Origin of the sequence: Priestia koreensis, from assembly GCF_001274935.1 — a bacterium.
Classification (GTDB): domain Bacteria; phylum Bacillota; class Bacilli; order Bacillales; family Bacillaceae_H; genus Bacillus_AG; species Bacillus_AG koreensis.
The window spans coordinates 26,827-52,057 of the sequence record NZ_LILC01000027.1 but is presented as its reverse complement, the minus strand read 5'-3'; the positions used below and the strand labels follow the sequence as shown (position 1 = coordinate 52,057).

29 protein-coding genes are annotated in these 25,231 nt (G+C 40.1%); 23 read left to right on the top strand and 6 right to left on the bottom strand.

Translation table 11 applies throughout. The features are described from left to right. Positions 1 to 49 precede the first annotated feature (49 nt). Positions 50 to 1,996, top strand: a complete 1,947-nt coding sequence (locus tag AMD01_RS18860; protein WP_053403004.1) for a glycoside hydrolase family 3 protein — start codon at positions 50 to 52, stop codon at positions 1,994 to 1,996. A gap of 38 nt (positions 1,997 to 2,034) precedes the next feature. On the opposite strand, the gene AMD01_RS18855 is transcribed toward AMD01_RS18860, so the two are convergent. Next, positions 2,035 to 3,276: an exo-beta-N-acetylmuramidase NamZ family protein gene (locus AMD01_RS18855; RefSeq protein ID WP_053403003.1), complete on the bottom strand. Its 1,242-nt coding sequence runs from the start codon at positions 3,274 to 3,276 to the stop codon at positions 2,035 to 2,037. A gap of 310 nt (positions 3,277 to 3,586) precedes the next feature. On the opposite strand from AMD01_RS18855, the gene AMD01_RS24970 reads away from it, so the two are divergent. The 6 genes from AMD01_RS24970 (at position 3,587) to AMD01_RS18830 (ending at position 7,672) form a co-directional block, all read left to right on the top strand. Beyond that, entirely contained in the window at positions 3,587 to 3,718 is a 132-nt protein-coding gene (locus tag AMD01_RS24970) for a hypothetical protein (protein ID WP_281176901.1), read from the top strand. Next, positions 3,708 to 4,277: a suppressor of fused domain protein gene (locus tag AMD01_RS18850; RefSeq protein WP_245638981.1), complete on the top strand. Its 570-nt coding sequence runs from the start codon at positions 3,708 to 3,710 to the stop codon at positions 4,275 to 4,277. The genes AMD01_RS24970 and AMD01_RS18850 overlap by 11 nt, the downstream gene beginning before the upstream one ends. A 187-nt stretch (positions 4,278 to 4,464) precedes the next feature. After that, positions 4,465 to 5,220, top strand: a complete 756-nt coding sequence (locus AMD01_RS18845; RefSeq protein WP_053403001.1) for an NUDIX hydrolase — start codon at positions 4,465 to 4,467, stop codon at positions 5,218 to 5,220. Positions 5,221 to 5,263: 43 nt separating this feature from the next. Beyond that, positions 5,264 to 6,727, top strand: coding sequence for a nicotinate phosphoribosyltransferase (locus AMD01_RS18840; protein WP_053403000.1), 1,464 nt, complete (start codon positions 5,264 to 5,266; stop codon positions 6,725 to 6,727). 371 nt (positions 6,728 to 7,098) lie between these two features. Continuing rightward, positions 7,099 to 7,425: a WXG100 family type VII secretion target gene (locus AMD01_RS18835; RefSeq protein WP_053402999.1), complete on the top strand. Its 327-nt coding sequence runs from the start codon at positions 7,099 to 7,101 to the stop codon at positions 7,423 to 7,425. Beyond that, positions 7,406 to 7,672: a hypothetical protein gene (locus tag AMD01_RS18830; RefSeq protein WP_053402998.1), complete on the top strand. Its 267-nt coding sequence runs from the start codon at positions 7,406 to 7,408 to the stop codon at positions 7,670 to 7,672. The genes AMD01_RS18835 and AMD01_RS18830 overlap by 20 nt, the downstream gene beginning before the upstream one ends. Positions 7,673 to 7,895: 223 nt before the next feature. On the opposite strand, the gene AMD01_RS18825 is transcribed toward AMD01_RS18830, so the two are convergent. The 3 genes from AMD01_RS18825 to AMD01_RS18815 all read right to left on the bottom strand — a co-directional run bounded on the left by AMD01_RS18825 (position 7,896) and on the right by AMD01_RS18815 (position 11,732). Further along, complete coding sequence (locus AMD01_RS18825; protein WP_053402997.1) at positions 7,896 to 9,722, bottom strand: hypothetical protein; 1,827 nt, start codon at positions 9,720 to 9,722, stop codon at positions 7,896 to 7,898. 75 nt (positions 9,723 to 9,797) lie between these two features. Then, positions 9,798 to 10,898, bottom strand: coding sequence for a hypothetical protein (locus tag AMD01_RS18820; RefSeq protein WP_053402996.1), 1,101 nt, complete (start codon positions 10,896 to 10,898; stop codon positions 9,798 to 9,800). Positions 10,899 to 11,111: 213 nt separating this feature from the next. Next, the gene (locus AMD01_RS18815; protein ID WP_053402995.1) at positions 11,112 to 11,732 is read right to left on the bottom strand and encodes a hypothetical protein; all 621 of its coding nucleotides are present in this window, start codon (positions 11,730 to 11,732) and stop codon (positions 11,112 to 11,114) included. A 330-nt stretch (positions 11,733 to 12,062) separates the two neighbouring features. On the opposite strand from AMD01_RS18815, the gene AMD01_RS18810 reads away from it, so the two are divergent. Continuing rightward, on the top strand, positions 12,063 to 12,305 hold the full coding sequence (locus AMD01_RS18810; RefSeq protein ID WP_245638980.1) for a hypothetical protein: 243 nt from the start codon (positions 12,063 to 12,065) through the stop codon (positions 12,303 to 12,305). Positions 12,306 to 12,365: 60 nt separating this feature from the next. Here the strand turns inward: AMD01_RS18810 and AMD01_RS18805 are convergent, their stop codons facing one another. After that, positions 12,366 to 12,908 carry an STM3941 family protein gene (locus tag AMD01_RS18805; RefSeq protein ID WP_053402994.1) on the bottom strand — a complete coding sequence of 181 codons (543 nt, stop codon included), beginning with the start codon at positions 12,906 to 12,908 and terminating at the stop codon, positions 12,366 to 12,368. A gap of 272 nt (positions 12,909 to 13,180) precedes the next feature. Between AMD01_RS18805 and AMD01_RS18800 the strand changes: the two genes are divergently transcribed. The 7 genes from AMD01_RS18800 (at position 13,181) to AMD01_RS18770 (ending at position 20,036) form a co-directional block, all read left to right on the top strand. Further along, positions 13,181 to 13,789, top strand: coding sequence for a class I SAM-dependent methyltransferase (locus tag AMD01_RS18800; protein WP_053402993.1), 609 nt, complete (start codon positions 13,181 to 13,183; stop codon positions 13,787 to 13,789). Then, positions 13,768 to 14,454, top strand: a complete 687-nt coding sequence (locus tag AMD01_RS18795; protein WP_053402992.1) for a response regulator transcription factor — start codon at positions 13,768 to 13,770, stop codon at positions 14,452 to 14,454. The genes AMD01_RS18800 and AMD01_RS18795 overlap by 22 nt, the downstream gene beginning before the upstream one ends. 38 nt (positions 14,455 to 14,492) lie before the next feature. Next, positions 14,493 to 15,938 (top strand): sensor histidine kinase, encoded by a 1,446-nt coding sequence (locus AMD01_RS18790; RefSeq protein ID WP_053402991.1) that lies wholly within the window; start codon positions 14,493 to 14,495, stop codon positions 15,936 to 15,938. Between the two features lie 124 nt (positions 15,939 to 16,062). After that, positions 16,063 to 16,635, top strand: a complete 573-nt coding sequence (locus AMD01_RS18785) for a histidine phosphatase family protein (RefSeq protein ID WP_053402990.1) — start codon at positions 16,063 to 16,065, stop codon at positions 16,633 to 16,635. A gap of 136 nt (positions 16,636 to 16,771) precedes the next feature. Continuing rightward, a complete protein-coding gene (locus AMD01_RS18780) occupies positions 16,772 to 17,098 on the top strand; it encodes a nucleoside triphosphate pyrophosphohydrolase (RefSeq protein WP_053402989.1) in 327 nt (108 codons plus the stop codon). Beyond that, on the top strand, positions 17,091 to 19,517 hold the full coding sequence (locus tag AMD01_RS18775) for a DEAD/DEAH box helicase family protein (RefSeq protein ID WP_053403014.1): 2,427 nt from the start codon (positions 17,091 to 17,093) through the stop codon (positions 19,515 to 19,517). The genes AMD01_RS18780 and AMD01_RS18775 overlap by 8 nt, the downstream gene beginning before the upstream one ends. 126 nt (positions 19,518 to 19,643) lie before the next feature. Beyond that, positions 19,644 to 20,036: a VOC family protein gene (locus tag AMD01_RS18770; protein ID WP_053402988.1), complete on the top strand. Its 393-nt coding sequence runs from the start codon at positions 19,644 to 19,646 to the stop codon at positions 20,034 to 20,036. A gap of 58 nt (positions 20,037 to 20,094) precedes the next feature. Here the strand turns inward: AMD01_RS18770 and AMD01_RS18765 are convergent, their stop codons facing one another. Then, positions 20,095 to 20,397, bottom strand: coding sequence for a hypothetical protein (locus tag AMD01_RS18765; protein WP_053402987.1), 303 nt, complete (start codon positions 20,395 to 20,397; stop codon positions 20,095 to 20,097). 523 nt (positions 20,398 to 20,920) lie between these two features. Here AMD01_RS18765 and gvpT point away from each other — a divergent pair. The 8 genes from gvpT to AMD01_RS18725 are packed head-to-tail and all read left to right on the top strand — an operon-like array spanning position 20,921 to position 25,214. Continuing rightward, on the top strand, positions 20,921 to 21,391 hold the full coding sequence (gvpT, locus tag AMD01_RS18760) for a GvpT/GvpP family gas vesicle accessory protein (protein ID WP_053402986.1): 471 nt from the start codon (positions 20,921 to 20,923) through the stop codon (positions 21,389 to 21,391). Positions 21,392 to 21,417: 26 nt separating this feature from the next. After that, positions 21,418 to 21,849: a gas vesicle protein GvpQ gene (gene gvpQ, locus AMD01_RS18755; protein ID WP_053402985.1), complete on the top strand. Its 432-nt coding sequence runs from the start codon at positions 21,418 to 21,420 to the stop codon at positions 21,847 to 21,849. Positions 21,850 to 21,876: 27 nt separating this feature from the next. Beyond that, positions 21,877 to 22,137 (top strand): gas vesicle protein GvpJ, encoded by a 261-nt coding sequence (gvpJ, locus tag AMD01_RS18750; RefSeq protein WP_053402984.1) that lies wholly within the window; start codon positions 21,877 to 21,879, stop codon positions 22,135 to 22,137. A gap of 36 nt (positions 22,138 to 22,173) precedes the next feature. Further along, the gene (gene gvpO / locus AMD01_RS18745; RefSeq protein ID WP_053402983.1) at positions 22,174 to 22,434 is read left to right on the top strand and encodes a gas vesicle protein GvpO; all 261 of its coding nucleotides are present in this window, start codon (positions 22,174 to 22,176) and stop codon (positions 22,432 to 22,434) included. A gap of 24 nt (positions 22,435 to 22,458) precedes the next feature. After that, positions 22,459 to 23,364 carry a gas vesicle protein GvpN gene (gvpN, locus tag AMD01_RS18740; RefSeq protein WP_053402982.1) on the top strand — a complete coding sequence of 302 codons (906 nt, stop codon included), beginning with the start codon at positions 22,459 to 22,461 and terminating at the stop codon, positions 23,362 to 23,364. Positions 23,365 to 23,383: 19 nt separating this feature from the next. Further along, positions 23,384 to 24,148 carry a GvpL/GvpF family gas vesicle protein gene (locus AMD01_RS18735; protein WP_053402981.1) on the top strand — a complete coding sequence of 255 codons (765 nt, stop codon included), beginning with the start codon at positions 23,384 to 23,386 and terminating at the stop codon, positions 24,146 to 24,148. A 6-nt stretch (positions 24,149 to 24,154) separates the two neighbouring features. Continuing rightward, complete coding sequence (locus tag AMD01_RS18730; protein WP_053402980.1) at positions 24,155 to 24,412, top strand: gas vesicle protein GvpG; 258 nt, start codon at positions 24,155 to 24,157, stop codon at positions 24,410 to 24,412. Beyond that, complete coding sequence (locus AMD01_RS18725) at positions 24,351 to 25,214, top strand: GvpL/GvpF family gas vesicle protein (RefSeq protein WP_083446621.1); 864 nt, start codon at positions 24,351 to 24,353, stop codon at positions 25,212 to 25,214. The genes AMD01_RS18730 and AMD01_RS18725 overlap by 62 nt, the downstream gene beginning before the upstream one ends. Positions 25,215 to 25,231: the final 17 nt, after the last annotated feature.

Genomic DNA, 25,231 nt, shown 5'->3' with positions numbered 1-25,231 from the left:
AATTGCTCTTTGACAAGCTTTCTTAAAACTTACATAAGGGGTTGGGAGAATGAAAGCAAAAAAAATGGTAGCAGCGGGTCTTCTGGCAAGCTTGGTACTATCAAGTGTGTCAGTCGGAAATCATGCAACAGCTAAGACGTCGGCTAAAAAGAAGCCTACAGAATCAGTGGAGCAACAGGCAGAAGCAGTAGTCGACAACATGTCCCTCGAAGAAAAGGTAGGGCAAATGCTTATGCCAGATTTTCGTAATTGGCAAAAGAAAGGCGATACGAAAATGAGCGGCTTCACCGTTATGAACGATGAAGTAGGAGACATTATTAAAAAATATCATTTAGGCGGCGTCATTTTATTCGCTGAAAACGTCGTGGATACCGAACAAACGGTCAGATTGACAGACGGACTCCAAAAAGCGAGTCCTGACATTCCGCTCTTGATTACCATTGACCAAGAGGGAGGAATTGTTACGAGGCTACAATCAGGGACAAACCTTCCAGGAAACATGGCATTAGGGGCGACTAGAAGCGAAAAAAATGCGTACACAACGGGGTCTATTATTGGAAAAGAGCTCAAATCACTGGGAGTTAACGTGAACTTCTCACCTTCTGTTGATGTGAACAATAATCCAGCAAATCCTGTCATTGGCGTTCGCTCGTTCAGCTCCAATCCAGAACTTGTGGCAAAGCTAGGTATTCAGACGATTAAAGGGCTTCAAAATGAAGGAATGGTCTCTAGCGTGAAGCATTTCCCAGGACATGGAGATACGGCAACAGATAGTCATTTTGGTCTTCCTGTTGTGGATCACGATTTAGATTATCTTCGTAAGAACGAACTATATCCGTTTAAAAAGGCCATTGATTCAGGTGTTGATATGGTTATGACGGCACACGTTCAGTTTCCTGCTGTTGATGATACAAAGGTAATTAGCAAAAAAGATGGGCAACCTATTATGCTACCAGCAACGCTCTCTCGAAAAGTATTAACAGGTTTATTACGTGAGGACCTTGGTTTCAAAGGTGTTGTTGTAACCGATGCGCTGAACATGAAGGCGATTGCAGATAATTTCGGACAAGAGCAAGCGGTTATTCGAGCAATTAACGCGGGAGTAGATATTGCTCTTATGCCAGCGCAGGTCAATTCGCTAGAAATGGAAAAGAATTTAGACACGGTCTACAATGCGGTCATTGATGCGGTTCATACAGGAGAAATTCCAATGAGCGAAATTGACGATTCAGCAGAGCGAATTATTGAATTAAAGATGAAAAAGGGCATTTACCAACCGGATCAACAAGCAACAGAGAAATCCCTAGATGAAAAAGTAAAAAATGCTTTGAGCGTCGTTGGAAACAAAAAGCATTTAAAAGCTGAAAAGAAAATGGCGGAAGAAGCCGTTACGGTGCTAAAAAACGATGATAAGCAGCTTCCTTTTAAAGTGAAAAAAGATCAAAATGTTGTGATTCTTGCTCCGTTTGCAGATCAAGTAGAAGCGATGAAATTAAAAATTAACGAGCTCGTGAAAAGTCATCGAATAAAGAAAGTGGATGTAACGGGAATAACGTTTGAGAACAAGGTCTTAACGGACGAGATGAAAAAAGCAATCGACGAAGCAGATTATGTGATTACCGGATCATACGTCGTTAAAAATGATCCTGCTGTAAATGATGGTGTGATTGTTGATAACGTAGACAGCTCGAAATGGGCAACATCGACCCCTCGTGCGATTATGAAGTATGCACAAGGAAAGGATAAAAAGTTTGTGCTGATGAGCTTACGTAATCCGTACGATGCGGCTAATTTTGAAGAAGCGAAATCAATCTTAGCGGTGTACGGATTTAAGGGCTATTCAAACGGTCGTTACAGACAGCCAAATATTCCAGCAGGTATTGAAGTCATTTTCGGAACAGCGAAGCCAAAAGGAAAACTTCCAGTCAATATTCCATCTGTTACACAGCCAGGAAAAATTCTATATCCATTCGGATATGGACTGAAAATAAAGTAAAATGAAAGACGTGGATGCGGGGCATCCACGTCTTTTTATTATTTGTACAGTAAGTATTGTTTCCGTGCTTTTTCAAACTGCTTTGTCTCTGCTTCCCATTTGTTCATGATGGATTTAACAGAAGCACCATTTTCAATGTCTTGTCGAACCCAGCTGTTTCCGATGAGCTTATCAAAAAACAAGTTGGAGTTAAATTGAAAATCGTTCGGATACAGATCGTGGATTGTTTTCACCACAGTCAATCCAGTTTCAACTGCTCTAAATTCCTTGCGATCTGTCACATAGATCTGCACGCCGTGTGTAAGCACACCGCTATGCTTTGAGAACGTTGGAATGAAAGAAGTAGCTCGGAACGTGACGCCAGGCAAATAAAGCGCGTTTAATTTTGCCGCAAGCTTTGTGCTATTGATATACGGAGCACCAATCGTTTCAAATGGTCGTGTCGTTCCACGTCCTTCTGATACGTTCGTTCCTTCAATTAACCCGAGGCCAGGATACACATAGGCCGTATCTAACGTTGGCATGTTAGGTGAAGGTGGCACAAAAAAGAGCTTTGTATCATCGTAATTCATACTTCGCTTCCAGCCCTTCATCTTCATCACGGTTAAATCAGCGTTAATGTCAAATTCTTTGTTAAAAAATGAAGCAAGCTCACCCATCGTCATGCCATGACGTAGTGGAATCGGATACAGTCCAACGAAGGAAGAATAAGCAGGATCTAGGACAGGGCCTTCTACAACATCACCTCCAAGTGGATTTGGACGATCTAATACGATGACGGGAATATGCTGTGCTTTTGCTCCTTGTAGAACATAAGCTAAAGTGGAAATATACGTATAAAAACGCGTTCCAACATCTTGGATATCAAATAATAATACGTCTACGTTTTGAAGCATTTCAGCAGTTGGTATTTTAGTTGCACCATATAAGCTGTAGACAGGAAGACCTGTTTCACTGTCGATGTAGGAAGAAATGTTCGCGCCAGCCTGTGCATCGCCACGAACACCGTGCTCAGGACCGTAAAGAGCGGTCAAATTTACGTCAGGATCCTTTGCAAGAAGATCGACAATACTTGATAGCTGATGATCGACGCCAGTAGGGTTTGTTACAAGACCGACCCGCTTCCCTTTTAATAAGTCTTTATGCTGATCAAGCAAGACTTCCACACCTAGCTTGACCTTAGGTGGCTTTCCGTGATCTTTTCGTTCAGAAGCTGTTGTGAAGTGGAGCGTAGAGAAGACAAAGAGAATTGCGATGAAACCTACTAACCATTTTTTCATGAGGGTTCCTCCTTTATTTATCTAATTTGACAGGCTCATACCTGTAAAATCCGAGGGTAAGCACATAGTGATAGCTTGGCCGAAAAAATGATGAAGGAGACTGAACGTGTTGATAACGCTTTCTACTTCTATTATAGAAAGAAATAAAAGGATAATATATCCAACATAAGAAGCCTTTTCAATTAAAATGGGCTAGGTATCTCCTCCTAGAAACACGTTAACTAGGGGAAGGAAGAGAGAAAGAGTGCCCTCAACAGGCAATTTCAGTGTAGTAGATAAGGGCTGTAACAATTTGTAATGAGTTCGTCATTTGAACAATCGAGCAACTTCTACTAAGATTAAAGAAAACGAAGTTCTTCCTCTGCGGACAGGTATGGATGGTTCTGCAGCGAACAATATAGAAGAAGTGAGAGAGAAAGAGGATGAGATGGATGGCAAATGAGCAAGAACGAATTATACAAAAAGCAACGGAGGTGTTTGGAATAGCGCCGACGTTGGAATCATTTTCAGATGAAGGTGATCGCTACAACATTCAAGTTGCTTCAGTAGAAAACCAGCTTCGCGACGATACAACATCATTTGTGACAATTGGAGGCTACGAGGCACCGACGGGATACACTGTCGGAGGAGTTCCGCTTCGAATTGAGCTTGTGGGGGCCTGTCAAACAACCTATGACATTTTCCCTGATATTTTAGCCCATTGCGTGTACCACAAAATGAAATCACACGTGTCCTGCTTCCCAGGAGCCCTTTATAAAGACATGATTACACCAATTGATCCTGACCTACATATGCAGCATGTATTATTAATTCCGCCTGTCTTATGGGAGGATTTTTCAACCATTGACGCGGATGACAAAAAAATTACGTGGCTTCAAGTTATTCCAATTTCAGAAAAAGAGCGAACACACGCCCTTCAACACGGAGTAGATTCTCTGCTTCGTCATTTTGAAGAAGCGCAGGTCAATATCTTTAATTTAGAACGAAAATCAGTCATGTAAACGAAAAAGCCTTATTTTCAGCTCTGCGCGAAAATAAGGCTTTTTTTGTGGTTAAAAAGGGATGAGGATAAAATTGGATGAGAAAAATCGCTTCGTTTAGGCTTGTTATGTTGACATTGTTAAAAATACATCTTAAATTAGTAGGTATGAAAATCTTAAACTTGAGCGTCACGAAGAGGTGTAAGAAATGAACAATTATCGATCGCCAGATGGTTTACCGACCGATTTGTGCATTTTTACGTTGGCTCCAAAGCCAGTGGCCTCGAAGCGAAAATCGTTGCCACAATTGGAGCTTCAAGTACTACTCATTCAGCGAAGCGAGGAAAGTAAGCTGTATCCAAATCAGTGGTCGTTCCCAGGAGGTTTTTCTAAAGAGAACGAAACGCTGTTTGAATCAGCACTTCGGCAGCTAAAAGAAGAAACAAGCATTGGAGACGATGTTCACTTGAAGCAGCTTGGGGCCTATTATACGCCGAACGAAAAAAATGGATGGATACCAACCATTGCTTACTATGCTTTAGTACCATATGTGAACTTTCGCACAATGGAGACGTCCACACAGGCTACAAAAGCAAAGCTTGTACCTGTCGAAGAGGCGATGCACCTTTCTTTAGCCTTTGATCATAACGATATTTTAAGAGATGCCGTCAAGCGCATTCGTTTTAACATGCTCACGACGATTTTGGCAAAAGAGTTTTTGGCAGATGAGTTTACAATCGCTGAGCTGATCAACGTCGTTCAAACGGTCGTTCCGGGCCTTGATATTGACAAGGCGAACTTTTTAAAAGGGATTACGTCTACGAAAAAACGTCAGGGCGTATTAGAGCCGATTTGCGATGCAAACGGTCAGCCAAAGAAATCAAATCAGTATTCACAGGCTCCTGCACAGCTGTACCGGTTTACAGGCTACGAGCCTTTTTCATCAATTTATAATGCGACATAGAAAAACGGCCTTTTCATCTAGAAAGGGCTAGGGGGAATTTAAGATGTATTCAATCGACGATAGCAAAGCGCTGCATACAGATCTGTACCAAATTAACATGGTGGAAACATATTGGGCAGATGGCATTCACGAAAAAAAATCAGTGTTTGATTTGTATTTTAGGAAACTTCCGTTTCAAAACGGCTATGCGGTGTTTGCTGGACTTGAAAAAATTGTCCGCTATCTAGAACAATTTCAGTTTTCAAAAAATGATATTGAGTATTTGCGAAATCTTGGCTATCAAGACGACTTTTTAGCCTACTTGGAGACGATTCGTTTTACAGGTACAGTTCACGCTATGCGCGAGGGTGAGATTGCCTTTGAAAACGAACCCATTATCCGTATTGAAGCAACGTTAGCAGAAGCTCAGCTAATTGAGACGGGGCTATTAAATATTGTGAACTACCAAACGCTGATCGCAACGAAGGCATCTCGTATTCGTCATCTGTCAAACGATGATGAACTGCTAGAATTTGGGACAAGACGTGCACACGAATTTGATGCAGCTCTGTGGGGCGCACGTGCAGCGTATATTGGGGGCTTCAACGCGACAAGTAATGTGCGAGCAGGGAAGCTTTTTAATATTCCTGTTGCGGGTACGCATGCTCATGCTATGATTCAAGCCTATCAAGACGAATATACGGCGTTTAAAGCATACGCAAAGCGTCATCGAGACTGTGTATTTTTAGTAGACACGTATGATACGCTACGCTCTGGTATTCCGAATGCGATTCGTGTGGCGAAGGAACTAGGTGACGACATTCGTTTCATTGGTATTCGCCTAGACAGCGGTGACCTAGCCTACCTCTCAAAGCAAGCGCGCGCTATGCTGGATGAAGCAGGATTTCACGAGGCAAAAATTGTGGTATCAAATGACTTGGATGAAGAAACCATTTTAAATCTCAAATCTCAGGGAGCGAAAATTGACGTATGGGGAGTTGGCACGAAGTTAATTACTGCTTACGACAATCCGGCCCTTGGAGCTGTGTATAAGCTAGTGGCGATCGAAGGACAAGAAGGGACGCTTGAAGATACGATTAAAATTTCCGCCAATCCGGAGAAGGTAACAACGCCAGGATTGAAGAAAGTATATCGCATCATTAATATGGCGAACCAAAAATCTGAGGGAGACTACATTGCGTTGGATCATGAGCATCCAGAAAATGAAACGAAGCTGAAAATGTTTCATCCTACGCATACGTTTGTGAGTAAGTTCGTGACGAACTTTTACGCAAAGGATTTGCATGTAAAAGTATTCGATAACGGGGTACTTACATATGAGTTGCCTTCTACACAGGATATCCAAGAATATGCAAAAGCAAGTTTGAATGATTTATGGGATGAATATAAGCGAACGTTAAATGCAGAGAGCTACCCTGTCGATTTAAGCGAGGCGTGCTGGAATCACAAAATGAGTAAAATTAGCGAAGAACAAGAGAAGGTCGCAGCAATGCAAGTAAGCTTATAGAAAATGAAAAGGTAATGGAACACGGCTACCATTACCTTTTTTGGTATATCACAGGTGACAACATAGAACAGAACACGAGCTGAAAAGTCTTTATTTGCCGTTTACATGATACGTTTGTTGAGGAAAAAGTGATATGATAATAATAAGGAACGAATACATATAGTTTTAAAAAAAGGGGTTTTTTTCAGAAAATAGAATTTATATTGAAAAATGAAGCGATTACATATGGAAATAAGTGAAAGGAAGCATGAAAAATAAGGAATATATTCCTAGTGATTTTTAATAAATGTGTCATTTATAGCATTTTTTACTAAGCGTAGTGATAGTATAATTAAGTCTGTTATAAAATGGGAACGTGGTGGTGATACGGATTGTTTCGTACAACAGAGAAGGAAAAGTTAAGACAGCAGGCGGATGCACTTGAACGTTTTGTAGGAAAGATTAATGAGGCGATAAATTCTATACAGGGAATTGACCGACAACATCAATCTCAGGTTGAAAAACTAGGGAGCGATTGGGAAAGTCAGTCTCGTGACAAATTTGAGCAAGTCAGCCAAGAAGCAATCCATCATAAATACAAAGGCATTGGGTTAGGAAACGAGCTTATTTATGCAATTTATGAAGAGGCACGGTTACTTCGGGAAAAAGCGGGAGAAATTGAACGACGGGAGATAGGAAATGGACAAAATAAATATTAATCCAGATCTGCTTGGGGAACTGGCGCTTAAAATACAAGGGCGTGAAAGACAAGCTCAGCACGTATTAGATATTCTTGAATGGAACTATGAGCTTTTACGCGCCATGTATCCTGAAGTCGAAGGTACACGTTCAGGTGAAATATATCAATCATTTAAAAAAGAGCTCCTGCAATATTTGGCTAAATTTCAGTCTTCTTTCTCGATTGTAAAAACAACTGAACGTGAATTTAGGGAACTGGATCAATAATTGTCTGTTAAAGAAGTCCATCTAAAGGCGCTGCAACGCCAAAAGGAAGGGCTTTTTTTTGAAAAAAGATTTATTACTAAATGGAACCCGACCATAAGACGAACGCTTTCTTGAAAAGGTTACACTTTTTCAAGAAAAAAATGTAGAAACGCAAAAAAATAGGCAAATAACGTCTTTTCATTCAACTAAAAGAAGCAGCGGACGTTGTCCACTGCTTTCTTTATTACATCTTGCTTTTGATTTCCTTGTTTAAGCGTTCCTCAGCGTTCGTACTGAAAAGAACATTCATGAGGAAGTAGAAATGGTTTGCTTGTTGATTTGCCTCTTGAACGGCCTTTTTAAAGCCTACAGCGTCTTTTGTTGGATCATTCGCTAGAATGGTTCTCCAATATTCCTGGTTTGCCTCGTACCATTTAAGAATGGTTTGATCCGTCGCGTTTTGCGGAGAGGGAAGAACATTCTTCGGATCAACAGCTGCTTTTAAAAAGTTGTAGGATTGTTGGAATTTCTCCGACGTATAGTTTTCGGATGAAATCGCCTCATTAAATTTTCTAAACACCGTATCCATTACAGCAATTTGCTTCGCTCCTGCTTTTTGGGTATTAGAAGACTCTTCCCAGGTCAGGTAGGTTTGATTTGGATCAACCTTTGTTGTAACAAATTCGTAAAGAGCATCGTCATCTTCTTCTGTGTAAGCATCCATTTTCTCACCGGTTGCGATATTCACAACCGAGTCACCGAAATTCAACACTTTTTCTTCTCCATTAGGCGCCGTGACGCGGCGAATAGGCTGATCCTTAAATTCAACGATTTTATATGGATTACGATGTGCCTCTAGTTCCTCGGTTGTCGTCGGAACAGCGGCAGTTGCTTGATCAACAGTTATTGGTTTCTTTTCCGAACCGTCCTTTATTGAGATCCCACCAGTCTTCTTAACACCTAACTTCTTCGCCCACTTATCTAATTCTGAAACATTTAAATACTGAAGGAGATCTAATAAATCTTCTGGCTTCAAAATGTCATCCTTGCGTTTAGTTGGATCGAGCGAAAATTTCGGTTTTTTATTGAAGTTTTTATTTTTCGTCACCATATTTAACGATACGGTTCCTTCTTCACCATCTGAAGATGCGTAATAAGAAACCTTCGTATTCTTTTTCGCTGGGAATCCATCCTCGTTGTACGTGACTGCATAGGTAAAATGAATATTTGTTTTCGGGTCAACGTTTCGATTATCCTTTGGAGGAACAAGAACAGCGTTAAACGTATGACCGACAATATCGCCGTCTTTTTTATTTGCGGTAATCGTAAAGGTTTTTAGATCTACATCCTCTTTTAAGAGTTTGTTTAGTTTTTCTTTCACTTGCTGCTTATTAAAAGAATCGTTGCTTTTTTCTGCAACATCGTCAATTACGTTTAGAGCAAGATTCTGCAGTTCCTTTTCAGATAATGAAACGGTAATGTCCCCGTTATCTTGTTCCTTAAACGCAGGCGCCTTTTTCTTCACAATCATTTTTCCTACTTCTTTTCCAACATATTTCTTAAAGCTCTCGCTTCGTAGATAGGTAATAATTGCAGGGTCAATCCCGTCAACAGAGGGCTTTTTGATATCGACCTCAATAAGCTTGCTCGCAAACTTTCTCGGAACATCCATAATTGTGCCAAAGTTTCTGCCAATATCGTCAGTCGAAATATACAGCTTGTGTTTTTTTTGATCCATTAAAACAGGAAGAGACGTCTTAAATGAAAGGGGACCTAATTTGGAACCAAGGGTAAGGTCTGTTTGTGATTTTTTTGCCTTTTGATCAATTAACGAATGGGTGGAAACTTTTGCGTTGTTCAGTATGTCGATACCCTCTATCTCCGTTTTATTTGATTTATCTGGAACGATATTCAGTTTGATCGTTGAGTTTGATTCATATTGATCGGGTGACTCCACGTTTAAAAAGGAGGTGACAAACTGCTCCTTTGGAGATCCTCCGCATGCACTTAACGCAAGTACACTGCCGCCTAAAATTATTCCCAATGCTAGCTTCTTAAACGGTTTTTTCATATCATCACTCTTTCTCTGTTCATTTAAAAAGCCCCAATCTCTTAAAGAGCATTGAGGCTTTTTGGTTAAGTATGTTTATTGCATTTGGCCCATCATTGCTTCGATTTGTTCAGGTGTAATCGTTTCTTCTTTAGAAGGATCGATTTTGAACGTTTGTTTTTTACCGAAGTTGCTGTTTTTCGTTTTGCTCGTCAGTTCAAACTTCATATTGCCTTTAGGATCTAATAAGTCACCTTTTAACGTTACGTTTTGTGTTGTTGGGTAACCATCTTTATTGTACGCAATATCAAACTTCACGTTAATCTTTGCAAGTTCTTTCGACTTGTCTTCTGGATCTAGAATCGTTGCTTTTACGTTGATAACGTGAGATTTTAGATCATCTCCATCTACATTTGCAGTTACCGTTGATTTTTCTAGTTTGATTGATTCAAACGCTTTGTTAAGCTGCTTATCTAAATCTTCTTGAGAAAGTCCTTGTTTGCTGAGGTCTTCACCAGATTTTTTCTCAACTAGTTTCACCACGTTTTTTACGTATTGAATTAAATCTTTTTTCGTCACCGTTACCGTGATGTTTCCGTCACTGTCTTTAGTAAACTCAGATTCCTTTTTGTTCTTTAGAACGTTATCAAACTCTTTTACAGCGTCTTTTTGGAACTCTGGGCTTTGAATATATGCAGAAAGCTCTGTTGGTAATCCATCGATGGATTGAGCAGTTTGCTGATCGTCTAAGTCTACTTCTAATAGTTTGCCAGCGAGCTCAGGTGGGATCGGAATGAACTGACTTAAGTTTTTGACAAGGCTGTCTGTACCTACGTACAACTTGTTTTGTTTTTCATCTAATAACATTGGAATGTCACCTTCAAGACTTGCACCACCCATGTTTACTTTCAGATGAAGATTTGTTTCGGATTTTTTTTGTGTATCATCCACGACGCTCGTTGCAGAAATTTTTGAGTTGTTAACGACATCAGCCATTTGTTGCAGCTGCGGATCAGTCATGTCTCCGTCTACTTTCATCGCTAAACTCATATCTGTTTTATATTGATGAGGCGTTTTTACTTGGGAAAATGATTGTGTGAAAGACTCTTTCGGGGAAGTATCGCTTCCGCAAGCTGCCAAAGATAATGTTAGTGCTCCTGCCACGACGCTAGTGGCGATTTTTTTAGTTAATTTCAATAAAATCCACTCCTCTTCCTGTGTTCAACTTGTTGTTAACATACAAAGTTGTTAAAAACTGACTTTCCCAATATAGCATATTTGTAAACATTTTCAAGGTAAAGATGAGAAATTAAGGCATTAGACTAAATAAATAAATATTTCTTCCTAAAAATAAACAGCACTGTTTGTTTTCTTATGGGACTTTTTTCTCGTAAATGGAAAAACTGGGGCTTATTCAGCTAAACGTTTTTCCATATTTTTTGAGAAAACGAGGTTCGTTGCAATAATGAGACGGTTCGTCTGATCATGTGCCTTTTGATAAATCGCGGTTATTTTCTTTGAATTAGGATTTTGTTCATAAGCGTTCATAAGCTCTTTCCAATACGGTTTTGTGTCGTTGAACACTGTCAGCAACGATTCGTCTGTTGCTGTTTGTGGGACGGGAGGGATCCACTCGGTGCTAGACGCTTTTTCTAAATAAGCAAGTGCGCCCTTAAATTCATTGTTTTGAGCGGATCCTGGCTTTAAAACATCCATAACATGAACCATGTAATAGAGGTGCTTAGCCATAGCCTGCTCTAAATTTGACGATTCTGCCCAAGGCTTATAATCATCCGCAGCAATATCTTTGGTAATAAATTGCTCATAGCGCTTATCTAAATCATTTGAAGTGGGCGTCAGTGGTTTTTCAGTCTGAATATTGACGATGTTATCCCCATAATTCACTTTCTGTTCTTTCCCGTCTTTTTTAATCGTACGCACGGGGTGGGTAGAAATGCGAACAATCCCGTACTGATCAGTGAATTTTTGAAAATTTTTCGGTTGTGATACTGTCGTGTAATGCTTGGTCATTTCCTCGTTTGAAGAAGCTTTCTCGGAAGGGGATGAGCATGCAGTCATAGTTAGTAACGAGCCGACAAATAAAATGCGAGCAGTCTTGGCGAAAAAAATAGTTAATCTCCCCCTTCTATCATAAATAACGTCTTTTACGTAATCTATTATACTTGAAAAGTGAGGTGTAGAGTAGCGGTAAGACGAAAGAAAGGGGACAGTCAAACGCGTGTGTACCAATGTCATTCTCTAGTCACATGTACAAAGACAAGAAAACACGATATAATGAAACAAACCTTATAAAGAAAGTATGTGATGTTTTTGTTTGAAAGAAGGAGAGGGGTATCCCTTGTGATCCCTGGTTTGTTCTTTTTCTTAACGCTTGTCCTCTTTGGAATTATTCAGGCGAATGTACATATTGAATCAGGTGTAATAAAAAAAATCTGGGTGATTGTGATGACCCTATTGCCGATTGTTGGCTTCATTACAGCGATTAAAGGAGAAAGACGATCCTTTAAGCCATGGTTGATCATTGGAAACTTAGTACTCATTTTAATTGTTTCCGTTATGGGTGTTATGGCCATTATTTCATAACTAGTGTAGAAGGACCTTAGAGCGCTTGCTTAGGGTCTTTTTTATGTGCAGCGTTTAGCCTTACTGTGCTTTCACATTTTCCTCCGGAACTAAAATGTCAATCTCCAATTCGGACAAAGCTACTAGAAATTTCTCCCTATCTTGACGCTTCATCATATTGAGGGCGACATTAAATGTAGGAAAACCTGTACGATGGTTGATGTTTGCGATCCGCTTTGTCGTTTTTGGAGCGATACGGTAGTATTTTTCTTCGTCTACTAGAATAATGCCGAACATCGGAACATTGGAAACTTCGTATGGAAGGAGACCTTCTACATCACTCATTTTAAAAGTGAATGGTTCCGACGGAGAAGTGAATATTGTCAGTTCTTCTTCTGTCATAATTAAAAAGGGTTTAGTGGAAAGAATAATTTTTCCCCACTTTGCTAGTACCCACAGAAGTAAAAGAAACATGACAATTCCTAAGATGAGGTATCCTGTTATGCCGTCTGAATACGTTAGTTCATCGACGATCATGAATCCAAACAGCGCCTCTGCTGCTAAGACAATGATTCCTAGCAGAACCACTTTCCATTTTGATCGGTAAAAGATAAATTCCCTCATTTATACATATCCCTCCATTTCATGTAACATCACGACGCTTATGATTTTCCCCCATCTCCCGTCTTAAAACATAATAAAAGGAATTTTTAGTAATTTTTGTTATTTGTGATGTTATTCAAGAAGAACGGATATGATGCATAAAAGTGCGAAAAAGTTTCTTCGAAGGGATGGGTCATGTTAAGAATTGTTAAGATTTTTCCTCACCTTTTATTAAGAACTGCTATGTAAACTGATAGCAATTAGTAGAAGAATGAAAAGAGGAGAACATATTGATGAAAGCTCTTCAGTTTTTTGGAGAATATATAAAACATCCACGCGTTGTAGGGGCGGTTATACCGAGCTCGAGAGCGTTAGCGAAACAGATGATACGAACTATTCCTTTTCAAGATGTGCAGTGTATTATAGAATATGGACCAGGAACAGGTGTATTCACAGAAGAGATTATTCGTCGAAAGGAAAGTCGGACGATTTTTCTCGTGATTGAAACGAATCCCCAATTTTATGACCTATTAAAAGAAAAGTATCAAAATATAAAAAATGTCCATATTATTCACGGATCGGCTGAGCACGTGAATGAGTACGTGGAAAAATACGAGATAGAAGCAGTCGACTATATTGTTTCTGGTTTACCGTTTACGAGTCTTCCTGTCAGCGTATCCGAAGCGATTCTAGCAGCTACGGTTTCGGTGCTTGGAAACAGAGGAAACTTTATTACCTTTCAATATTCCAAGGTAAAGCAACAATATTTTAAGGCATATTTCCACGCTCTTTCTTGTAAAAGAGTCTGGCTAAACGTACCGCCTGCATACGTCTTTACCTGTCATAACGGTTTGAAATCAATGAGAAAGAGTGAAGAAAGATGTCAGAAAAACGTATTTTAGTGGTTGATGATGAAGAAGATATTAGACGACTTGTATCCGTCTATTTAAAAAATGAAGGCTATGAAGTTATTCAAGCCTCACATGCACTTCAAGCAATTGAAATAGTAGAAAATCGTCCGATCGATTTAATTGTATTAGACGTGATGATGCCAGGGATGGATGGGATCGAGGCATGTTTGAAAATTCGGGAAAACCATCAAATGCCGATTATTTTTTTGTCAGCTAAGTCACAGGATATGGACAAAATTCAAGGTCTTGCGAGTGGAGCAGAGGATTACGTCACAAAGCCATTTAATCCGCTAGAGCTGATTGCGCGGATCAAATCACAGCTCCGTCGCTATTATATGCAGCCAGACACTCGGGTGTCGTCTCATATTCTTGAAAAAGGAGAGCTAAAGGTTAATCCAAAAACAAATGAGGTGTTTGTGGGAAGTCGTGAAGTCCGCCTCACACCAAAAGAGTTTCAAGTGTTAACGCTCCTGTTGCGTCATCCGGGACAAGTATTCAGCATTGAGCGTATTTATGAAGCAGTATGGGAAGAGCCTTTTTACAAAGCTGATAATACGGTAATGGTTCACATAACAAAGATTCGTAATAAAATTGAAGAAAACCCTAAAAAACCAATCTACATTCAGACGGTATGGGGGACAGGGTACAAAGCATGAGCGACCTTAACGTGAAAAAGAGGGTAAGAGGACCATTCGTGAAGCTGAACATTAAGCTGATCTTAATATTTATTCTGTGTTTTGTAGTGGCGTCCGTTACCTTTTTCGTGATCATTAGCTACTTTCAAGATATTTGGTCCTTTCAGGAAGAACAAAAGAAAGGTGAGAAAGTTGAATATGTATTACATCAAACAAGACAGGTAGCGGAGAAAACGAATCTTAATTTAGGTGATCGTAACGCCATTATGGGAATGCTGTCAGACACTAAAAAACAACATCCAACGCTTAGTCTTCTAGTAGCAGACGGGAACGGAGATGTTAAATTTCACACGGAGCGTCCAAGAATTCATGAAAAAAATATTAAGAAACTCATTCAAGAAAAAATGGATTTTAATGGACAAACTCAGCGGGCGGGTGGTCATCAATATTCGTATTTCATCTCCCCGGTCTCTTTTAACGGGGAGATGGGATATCTAGTTATCGATAGCCCACCGTCAAAATGGGAAATGAATCCTATTAAATACAATCGTCAGGTGTACACGGCTCTTGGAATTAGCGTCATCCTATTTCTCGTACTCTTTTTCTTACTGATGAGGCCGATTACGAATTATATTAAGCAAATTGAGCGGGGAATTGGTCGGATTGTAAAAAAAGATTGGACGTATACGATTCCGGTGAAGGGGAAAAACGAACTTTCCTCTCTAGCAACAAACATCAACTGGATGACACAGCAGCTCAGAGAAAGGTTTGAGCATGAACGGAAAGTCGAGCAATCAAAGAATGAGCTCATTACCAACTTGTCACACGACTTACGGACCCCTCTTACATCGATTATTGGCTATCTACAGCTAGTAAAAGACGACCGGTATAAATCGAAGGTAGAGCTAGATGAATACGTAGACACAACGTACAGGCTATCTCAAAAATTAAAGCAGCTGCTCGATGAATTGTTTGAATATACGAAGCTATCACTGCCAGACGTAGAAATGCATGTGCAAGAAATCGATTTAGTCGGACTGCTTCATCAGCTTGTAGGCGAATATGAGCCTATTTTTGAAATGAAGGGGTATCAAGTTCATCTTCATCTGCCAGCAAACTCTGTTCCGCTTCATATAGATGTAGAAAAAATGGTGAGAGTATACGATAACCTTCTTTCAAACGCAGAGAAATATAGCCAAGGAAAAGACATTGAGGTAAAGGTACATGAAACAAAACAAGAAGTCATTACAAGCATTTCAAACATTACTCATCACATCAGTAAAGAGAATGTAAAACAGCTCTTTGATCGCTTTTACCGAGGAGATGAAGCAAGATCAAGTAAGGTTGCAGGTTCAGGACTAGGACTTTCCATTTCAAAGCGCATTGTTGAACTACATAAAGGTAGGATTTGGGCGGAGAGCAATGGAGATCGACTGACTGTTTATGTGGCGCTTCCACGAGATTTATCTTCTGCTGAAATAACCAATGACCAAATACACCACTAACATAAAGGTGGTGTATTTTTTTGTGCATATGTAGTAATGTAATTTTTGGGTAATATTACCATATAGAGGGGCGTATCGAGATCGTTTACAAACACTTTTGAGTTCTTAGATAAGGAGGGAAAAAATGAATACCATTATTTACTTAGTCAGGCACGGAGATTCGCCAAAGGAAGGAAACGAGCGAACGAGGGAGCTAACTGAAAAGGGATATCGAGATGCAGAACGGGTAGCGGAAGTTTTAAAGGAAGAAAACGTTGATGTCGTCGCTTCAAGTCCATATAGACGCTCTGTACTAACGGTCGAAAAAGTAGCAAAAAAGCTTCATAAAGAAGTCGTAATTATAGAAGGGCTGAAGGAACGGATCTTTTCTCCAGAAGGCACTCGCTTATCAGACAAAGAATTAGCGCCTCTCCTCGAACGATCCTTTTTAGATCCGAACTTTTCATTAAAAGGCGGTGAATCCAACAACGAATGTCAAAAGCGCGCAGTGAAGGTAGTGAAGGGCTTAATTAACATCTATGAAGGCAAGAAAATAGTCATCGGATCGCACGGAGCGGTTATGACCTTAATCATGAATCACTTTGATCCTAGATGTGACCTCCAGTTCTTAAACAACACGACAAAGCCTGATATTTATAAGCTGACGCTTCACCACGATGAGTTGATGGATGTGGAGAGGTTGTGGGAGTCAGTTTAGAGGGGTTTATCCTTTAATGCGGTGATTGATACGTTATTAGTTTGTAAGTTTTTCAGAAATGAGAGTAGAATGACCATTTTTAGTAGGAATTAATTTGGTAAAATAACAGTAATAAAAAGATTAAGGAGTGAAAATGATGCCCACTTATAATAAATTAGTTCGTGATCGCATTCCAGAAATTATTTCTAATACAGGTAAAAGCTATCGTACAACCATTTTGTCTCAAGAGGAGTATGTACAGGCACTACAAGCAAAAGCATCCGAAGAGTTGGCTGAATACCTTGCAAGTCCAAATGATGAAGAAGGGGTAGAAGAGCTGGCGGATCTACTGGAAATTATCCATTCACTAGCAGAAGCTCATGGCGCAACGGTTCAACAGTTAGAAGAAGTTCGTCAAAGAAAAGCGGAAAAGCGCGGTGGGTTCAAAGAACGTATTTTCTTAGTTGATGTTGAAGATGAGTAATGTCCAACTTATTACTTCTCAAGTTGGACGAGATGTACTACGAGAAATTGAACGCTCTAAAAGCATTTACATTCTTACTTCCTTCATTATGGATTCAGGCGTTCGCCTTTTAGAAAAATCTCTTTATGAAGCAGCTAATCGTGGTGCTGAAATTAAAATGTTGTGTGGTGACTATTTGTTTATCACACAGCCAAAAGCGCTTCAAAGGTTAGTCGCTATACATCCAAGAATTGAAGCTCGGTTATGGCAAAGTAAAGGAAAGTCGTTTCACCCAAAGGCGTACTTGTTCGAGTCACATGAAGAAGGTGTTTGTATTATCGGTTCTTCTAATTTATCTGCATCCGCTTTAATAGACGGCGTAGAGTGGAATGTAAAAGTGAAAGAGGGCGTGAATGACAGTACGTTGTCTGTGGCGACCGAACAATTTCTTCATTTGTTTTACCATGAACAAACGTTATCGGTAAATTATGAGACGACTTCACTTTATGGAGAGCAATATGAGAAATTTCATCAGCGTACACCTTCCCTACCATATAGTTGGTCAGAGCGAGAGGAACAGGAGCTCATGCTTCCGACTACTGAAGAGACCTCCAGTGAAGCAGGATTAGTGCTGGATGAGCCTTTATCTTATGGAGAAATCCAGCCCCGGTTTGCGCAGCTAGAAGCTCTGTCTGCGTTAGAGGATACGTACGAAGAAGGTTATAGCAAAGCAATGGTTGTGATGGCAACTGGTCTTGGAAAGACGTATTTAGCAGGATTTTACGCAAAAAAATTCAAGAAGGTTTTATTCATCGCTCATCTAGAAGAAATACTTGGACAGGCACAAACATCCTTTAAAATAATTATGCCCAATCGATCATCGGGTCTTTTCTATGGAAAGGAAAAAGTGCAGGATGTGGATTTTGTGTTTGCCTCCATTTATACACTTAGTCGTGATAAACATCTGCACACCTTTCATCAGGATGAGTTTGACCTTATTGTCGTCGATGAGTTTCACCATGCGGCGGCAGCTACCTATCAAAAAGTCCTTCATTATTTTAAGCCTAAGTTCTTACTTGGAATTACAGCTACGCCAGATCGAATGGATCAAAAAGATATTTATAGCATTTGTGAAGGGAACGTTGCTTATCAGATGCATTTAATGGAGGCTGTGCAACGAGAGTGGCTGTCCCCGTTTTGTTATTACGGTGTTTATGATGAGACAGATTACTCTTCTATTACATGGCTTGGTACAAAATATGATCATGAAGAATTGCTAGCTGTTCAGCTGAAAGAAGAGGTTGCAGAGAAAATATATAACGCTTGGAATCAGCGTAAACAAACAAGGACAATTGGTTTTTGTTCTTCGATTGAACAAGCAGATTTTCTGGCCACCTATTTTACAAAACGAGGAGATAGATCCATAGGTCTTCACTCAAGAACGCAAGGAATGACAAGGGGAGAGGCTATTAGACAGCTTGATGATCAGCAGATTAGCGTCATCTTCACAGTGAATTTGTTTAATGAAGGAGTGGATATACCTTCTGTTGATACTTTACTATTCGTCCGACCGACCGAATCTCTGACTGTTTTTACCCAGCAGGTGGGACGAGGCCTTCGTTTACATAGTGAGAAAAAACACTGCACGATTATTGATCTTATCGGGAACTATCGGCACGCGGATACGAAACTGCAGCTTTTTGATACGGGATCAACTGAAAAGAACGGTAAACCATCTTTTTTGCCGACGTTGCCGGAATCTTGCGAGCTGCATCTTGATACGCAAGTTATTAACTTATTTACAGAGTTTCAGAAAAAAAGACAGCCACGTAAGGAAAAACTTCATCTAGCTTTTTTGAATCTTAAGCGGGATTTAGGAAGAAGACCTAGCTATTGGGAGCTTCATTTAAATGGTGCTGAATCAGCCCAAGCTTACTATCAAGAGTTTAAGTCGTATATTGGCTTTCTCTCGTGGGCTAATGAACTAACAATGGAAGAAGAAGAAACGTTTAAAAAGCATAAATCACTTATTGAAGAAGTTGAACGCACTGGCATGACGAAGAGCTATAAAATGGTTGTGCTGCAATACATGCTAACAAAAGGAGCGAGGCAATGGTACAAATCCATTTCTTCTGCTGATGCAGCATCTTTCTTCCATCACTATTTAACAGAGAAAGACTACAGAAAAAACATTGATTTCTCCGACCGCTCATCAAAAAAACTTTGGGAATTTGATGAAAAAAAGGTAGCTAAATTAATCGCTACGATGCCCATGACAAAGTGGAGTGGAAGTTCAAAGGGAATGATTACGTTTGAAGATGATCTATTCACTTTTCATATTAAAGTAGACGAGCAAGAAGAGGTGCTTTTATATGAATGGATAAAACAAATCGTGGAGTACCGATTGAATAGCTACTTTGAACGTAAGGGGAATAGGTAACAGAGCGATTAAAAAATGCTACCCCCTCCGCCAAAAGAACGAGAAAACCCTCCACCTTAAGCCGTTTTTCAGCCGTGGTGTTTTGGCGTATAGTGAACCTATAGAAGAGATAGGAGGCGGTTTGGCGTGAATTATGTGCAGTTTCGTGTGGCAAGGCCTACAGATCAGCTTGAGCGGGTGATTGAGTTTTATGAGCGGGGCTTGGGATTGAAGCGTGTGGGTGAATTTTGGGATCACGATGGTTATGATGGGGTAATGTACGGGCTTCCGAACGTTGATTATCACCTAGAGTTTACGCAGCATCAATCAGGCAGCCCGTGTCCAGCGCCATCAAGAGATAATCTTTTGGTGTTTTACATGCCTAACAGAGAAGAAATGGAGTTCGTAACGGACCGATTACATAGGCTTGGCTATTACGAGGTGGAGCCGGAGAATCCATACTGGGCAGCAAAGGGTCGTACATTTGAGGACCCAGATAAATGGCGGATTGTGCTTATGAATACGTCTGGACTCGGTTAAATGGAAATAAGAAAAGAGCGGATGGAACATTCCGCTCTTTTTGGCGTTGTAGAGGGTGTTACTCAGCTACACCGTCTTTAAAGTTTTTATCCCAATATTTGTCTCCCTGATGCTCGAAGTCTTGGGTTGTTTTTTTCAATACATCAATAATGGTTCGTTTCATTTCATTTGATAGGTCACGGTATAATTTTTCAAGTTCTCCGTCTGGGCTGATGCCTGCGATCGCATTGGCTGCCACAAGTAGACGATGCTCTTCAGACTTCTTATCAAGCTCATCGAAAACGTGCTGTGCAAATTTTGCCACGTCTTTGTGTTCTGCTTTTACGCGTTTTTGTAGTTCTTCCAATGTTTTATTCATCATGTTCAATCTCCCCATTACTCTTAAAGTTCTCCCTCTTAAGACGTCACTATATCGTCCTATTCTTAAAAATAGATTAAAAATTTCCCCTTTTTTTAAAAAACTTATTTGTAATCGTTACCATGTTTGATCCGTTATTTTTCCAACTGAAATGAAACGTATAAAAGTAGAATTTGGATCACTTATTTATGTTTTTGTAACAAAAATGTAATATTTGTCTTAATAATTATCGGTAGCCTACATTTTGCTGAAATTTTAACAAGTTCGTGTCGCATTTCTTGTAACAATCGTTGTAATTATTAACAAATAAATGTTTACACTTTATCAGGCAAGTTTATTGACATGTACGTCGGGGAATCGCCTACTAGACTTACTCTTATTGCTTCTTCAAAGGTGGATACGTAAGACTAAGAATCAACTCAATTCTAAAATATGTATTTAGAAGCTGAGAACTTTATCCAGACAGGGAGAAGCAATGAGCTACTGAATTACACATAGGACAACAAAAACTAAAAGGGAAAAGGTGATGGACATGTCAGAGAATACGAAAACACAGTCATCAGAGGAAACGGAATTACAAACCAATGATCAAACAGTCGCAAAAGAAAAAGGCAGTAGTAATTATGTGGTGAACTTAACACTTCTTGGAGGCGTTGTAGGAGCGGGAATCGGTTTAATGTCTAATCCAGGAATGGGTAAAAAGCTTTCACAGAGTGTCGGAAAATCGGAAGTAATGAAGTTAGCTGGTAAGGAATTAAAGAAAACGATGCAGGAGCTGATCGCAGGTCAGGCCGCAGACTCCTTCAAAAAAACGGCGGTTGATTATATAACGAAAAAAGTAGAAGGCGTACAGCAAGGAAAAGAGGAAGCACCAAAGCAAACGGCGTCAGCTTCTTCAGATGAGTCTTATGAAAAGCTCCAAGAAGAAAACAAACAGCTGAATGATCAGCTAAAACGACTAGAAGAAAAGTTAAACAAGGTGCTTGATAGTAAATAAGAAGCTTGAGACACAGGAGGTAGTCAATGAGTACTGATCCTGCGAAAGAAATGATCGGAAAAGCTGGCAAGAAGATTTGGGAAAAAACGCCTGAAACAGTGAAGGAAAAAGTAAAAGAGGAAGTAAAAGAGCACGCCATTGATACGGTAGAAAGTAACATTCAAAAAAAAGCAAAAAAGCCTATTAAAAAACTAGAAGAAAAAGCGGAAGAAAATGAAGAGAACATTCGCGAGAAAGCAGGCGAAGCGAAGGAAAAGCTTCAAGGCGCGCTGCTTGACGTGAAGGAGAAGCTAGGTGGTTCTCGCGATGAAGACGGAAAGTCGGAAGATAAAACAAAGAAAAATAAGCTAAAAAGTGCCCGCGATTTAAAAGGCGTGAGCGACATTAAAACATCTCAAGGAATTAAGGGACCAGGTCAGGTCAAGTCCCTGAACGATACGGGGACACTACGAAGTTAAAAATGTAAGTGAGAGGAGACGATAGAAATGGCTATTCAAAAAAGTACAGATGGTTCAAGTCTGGCGGAGGTAATTGACCGTATTTTAGATAAGGGAATTGTGATCGATGTGTTTGCGAAGGTTTCTGTGGTTGGAATTGAGATTTTAACGGTTGAAGCACGTGTCGTAATTGCCAGTGTGGATACGTGGTTACGTTATGCAGAGGCTGTAGGACTCCTGAGCGACAATGTAGAAGAGAATGGACTTCCACAGCAATCAAATGAACGAAATGCGAAATTTAGTATTTAATCGCACATGTTTTGTTGATCGAGGTGAAAACAGCAGATGAAAAAGATTATGGACAATATTACAGATTTCTTTAAGGACTACATCGCACCCCCACATAAAATTGTTTCCGTTGAACTGAACGAGGACAAGGGGTGGAAGGCGACGGTCGAAGTGATTGAGGAAAAAGAATATATGAAAAAATACGCAAAAGATGAAATGGTCGGAATTTATGAGGTACTACTAGATTCAAATAAAGAGGTCATTTCTTTTAAACGAATTCATATCCGTGCGCGCGCTTCAATGGATATCGTCGGCTAGAATGCAGTCGTCGGGGAGGTTAACATGCCAGAGCTGAAAGAAAATCAAAAATCAACAGAGATCGTACAGGATTCACAAACGAAGGAGCTGCTGTCGCGCTCGCTCCGCTACATGAACGCGGGCTATTGCATTCACTTTACAGGGCCTACCGGCGTGGGGAAAACAGCCCTCGCACTGGCTCTTGCAAAAAGACGCAGTCGTCCAATCATGGTGATTCATGGAAATCACGAGCTTAATAATCGGGATTTGCTTGGTGACTTTAGCGGTTTTACAAGCAAAAAGCTCGTTGATAATTATGTGCGCTCTGTTTATAAAAAAGAGGAAAACGTAACGGAAACATGGCAGGATGGACGATTACTAGAAGCGGCTAAAAAAGGGTACACGCTCATTTACGATGAGTTTACAAGATCAAATCCAGAGACTAACAACTTGTTTCTATCGATCTTAGAGGAAGGTGTTATTCCTTTATACGGAACAAAAAAGCTTGCTCCCTTTGAGCGTGTGCACCCTGAATTCTCCGTCATTTTTACGAGTAATCCGGAGGAGTATGCAGGAGTATACCGAACACAGGATGCATTGCTTGATCGAGTGATCACAATTTCTGTGGATTATAAAACGCCTGCAAAAGAAGCCGTCATTCTCTCAGGTAAACTTGGCATTAAAAAGCAAGATGCCAAGGTCGTTACATCGCTTCTTGCTGAACTACGAAAGAGTTGTCCAGATCGTCATAGTTTGAGTCTGCGCTCCGCCGTGATGATTGCGCAAATTGCTAGAGACGAAAAGATTCCGATGAAAGGAACAAATGAAGAATTTCAGCAACTGTGCTTAGACGTTTTACAGCATAAGCTTGGATTGTGCTTGAAGGATACTCATGACAACCCACAGGAGGAAGCAAAAAATCAAATCATAAACGTATGCAAGAAATTGTGAGGATAAAGGAGAGAAAATCATGAGCCGAGAAGAAATGGGCATCTACGTATTTGGAGCCATTCAAGAGAAGGAAGATAAAGCGTTTCAATCCATCAAATTTGAGGGTGAAGAACGTAACGTGTATACATTGCACTATAAAGACGCTGCATTTGTCGTAGCGCAGGTACCACTTAAAATATACCAGCCGAACCGAGAAAACTTATTTATGCACCAGCATGTGATCTCAGATGTGATGGCTAATAGTGAAGGAGTCATTCCAGTAAGCTTCGGAAACGTCTTTCAATCAGAAGAGGACGTGACGGTTCTTCTTGAAAATCTATATCCACAGTTTGAAAAAATCTTTCCTGAAATCAAAGGGAAAATCGAAGTGGGACTAAAGGTCGTCGCTAACAAGGAATTTCTAGATGAAAAAGTGAAAAATCACCCAGACGTTCAGAAGGTGGCAGGAACGGTTCAAAGTAAAACAAAAGAAGCTGGTTATTACGACCGAATTAAGCTTGGAGAAGTAACGCAAAAGCTCTTTCAAAATCTGCAGCAAATGATGATTGATGATATGTATGCTCCGCTAAAAGAGCTAGCGGAAGCGGCAAAGACGAACGATCCCATTGGCGAAAAAATGCTTTTAAATGCGTCGTTTCTTATTGATCGTGATAAGGAAGGTGCCTTTGATGAGATGGTAAATGAGATTTATGAAAAGTGGGAAGGAAAGCTTGAGTTTAAATATAGCGGTCCGTGGCCTGCATACAACTTCGTTAATATTCGCCTAAACGTAGAAGCGAGCTGATCGTGAATGATACACAAGCTAATTACAGCCCCTCTTAATGTGGTCATCAAAGTCGGACAGAAAATTAAAGAAGAAGTGGACCAGCAACTTTATGATCTGCCAACGATTCAAAAAAAGCTTGTGCAGCTTCAGATGATGTACGAGTTAGATGAAATTCCTGAGGAGGCTTTCAAAGAACAGGAAGCTGAACTACTTTTACGCTATGAAGAAGCAAAAAGGAGAGAGCTTGAAGAATGGGAAAACATGGCCAAGCGGAAGGGATGACGAAATGATTTATTTATACGGTTTAATACCGACAGCGGAAGCAGTAAAGTCACCTCTTTCTTCATTAAAAGGTCTAGATGATGAAGAACATGTCTATACCATCCCTATCAATGATGTGACAGCGGTCGTTTGTCTGCTGAACTCGGACAAGTATTCAGAAGAAATACTTCAGCAGAAAATGGAAAATGATATGGATTGGTTAAAGGAAAAAGCGTTCCATCATCACGAAACGCTAGCAGCGCTCTACAGCGGTTATACGGTAATTCCGCTTAAGTTTGGCACCATTTACAACAGCGAAGAAAGCTTAAAGGAAACGATCGCACCGAAAAATAATGTGGTGATTCATACGTTTGAGACGCTCAAGCGCCATGAGGAATGGAACATGAAGGTATATTGTGATGATCAGAAGCTCATGCAGCACGTCACAGATCATGATGAGGTAGTGGAACAGAAGCGTCAGGAAATCGAGAGTCTACCAAAAGGCAGACAATACTTTGAGAAGAAAAAGCTTGATAAATTTATTTCACAGCAGCTTGAAGAAGAGAAATATCGGTTGTGTAAAAGCGTTCACGATCAGCTTCTACAGTATGCAACGAACGAAGCTGTTAAAAAGAATTGGGGAAAAGATATGACCGGTCTTCAAGAAAGTATGGTGTGGAACAGTGCATTCATGCTTCCAAAAGAGGCGATTGAAGAATTTCTAGAGGAGATTAAGAAATCAGAACCAGCTCTGCTTGAAAAAGGTCTTCGCGTCGAGGTATCAGGTCCATGGCCACCTTATCATTTCTCAAACATTTCATAAAAACGGAGGATGTAGAC

Bases quoted from the DNA above. Each gene is read 5' to 3' on its own strand.
- AMD01_RS18860 (WP_053403004.1), top strand. From the start codon at position 50: ATGAAAGCAAAAAAAATGGTAGCAGCGGGTCTTCTGGCAAGCTTGGTA.
- AMD01_RS18855 (WP_053403003.1), bottom strand. From the start codon at position 3,276: ATGAAAAAATGGTTAGTAGGTTTCATCGCAATTCTCTTTGTCTTCTCT.
- AMD01_RS18850 (WP_245638981.1), top strand. From the start codon at position 3,708: ATGGCAAATGAGCAAGAACGAATTATACAAAAAGCAACGGAGGTGTTT.
- AMD01_RS18845 (WP_053403001.1), top strand. From the start codon at position 4,465: ATGAACAATTATCGATCGCCAGATGGTTTACCGACCGATTTGTGCATT.
- AMD01_RS18840 (WP_053403000.1), top strand. From the start codon at position 5,264: ATGTATTCAATCGACGATAGCAAAGCGCTGCATACAGATCTGTACCAA.
- AMD01_RS18830 (WP_053402998.1), top strand. From the start codon at position 7,406: ATGGACAAAATAAATATTAATCCAGATCTGCTTGGGGAACTGGCGCTT.
- AMD01_RS18825 (WP_053402997.1), bottom strand. From the start codon at position 9,722: ATGAAAAAACCGTTTAAGAAGCTAGCATTGGGAATAATTTTAGGCGGC.
- AMD01_RS18815 (WP_053402995.1), bottom strand. From the start codon at position 11,732: ATGACCAAGCATTACACGACAGTATCACAACCGAAAAATTTTCAAAAA.
- AMD01_RS18805 (WP_053402994.1), bottom strand. From the start codon at position 12,908: ATGAGGGAATTTATCTTTTACCGATCAAAATGGAAAGTGGTTCTGCTA.
- AMD01_RS18800 (WP_053402993.1), top strand. From the start codon at position 13,181: ATGAAAGCTCTTCAGTTTTTTGGAGAATATATAAAACATCCACGCGTT.
- AMD01_RS18795 (WP_053402992.1), top strand. From the start codon at position 13,768: ATGTCAGAAAAACGTATTTTAGTGGTTGATGATGAAGAAGATATTAGA.
- AMD01_RS18785 (WP_053402990.1), top strand. From the start codon at position 16,063: ATGAATACCATTATTTACTTAGTCAGGCACGGAGATTCGCCAAAGGAA.
- AMD01_RS18780 (WP_053402989.1), top strand. From the start codon at position 16,772: ATGCCCACTTATAATAAATTAGTTCGTGATCGCATTCCAGAAATTATT.
- AMD01_RS18775 (WP_053403014.1), top strand. From the start codon at position 17,091: ATGAGTAATGTCCAACTTATTACTTCTCAAGTTGGACGAGATGTACTA.
- AMD01_RS18765 (WP_053402987.1), bottom strand. From the start codon at position 20,397: ATGATGAATAAAACATTGGAAGAACTACAAAAACGCGTAAAAGCAGAA.
- gvpT (WP_053402986.1), top strand. From the start codon at position 20,921: ATGGACATGTCAGAGAATACGAAAACACAGTCATCAGAGGAAACGGAA.
- gvpQ (WP_053402985.1), top strand. From the start codon at position 21,418: ATGAGTACTGATCCTGCGAAAGAAATGATCGGAAAAGCTGGCAAGAAG.
- gvpJ (WP_053402984.1), top strand. From the start codon at position 21,877: ATGGCTATTCAAAAAAGTACAGATGGTTCAAGTCTGGCGGAGGTAATT.
- gvpO (WP_053402983.1), top strand. From the start codon at position 22,174: ATGAAAAAGATTATGGACAATATTACAGATTTCTTTAAGGACTACATC.
- gvpN (WP_053402982.1), top strand. From the start codon at position 22,459: ATGCCAGAGCTGAAAGAAAATCAAAAATCAACAGAGATCGTACAGGAT.
- AMD01_RS18735 (WP_053402981.1), top strand. From the start codon at position 23,384: ATGAGCCGAGAAGAAATGGGCATCTACGTATTTGGAGCCATTCAAGAG.
- AMD01_RS18730 (WP_053402980.1), top strand. From the start codon at position 24,155: ATGATACACAAGCTAATTACAGCCCCTCTTAATGTGGTCATCAAAGTC.
- AMD01_RS18725 (WP_083446621.1), top strand. From the start codon at position 24,351: ATGAAGAAGCAAAAAGGAGAGAGCTTGAAGAATGGGAAAACATGGCCA.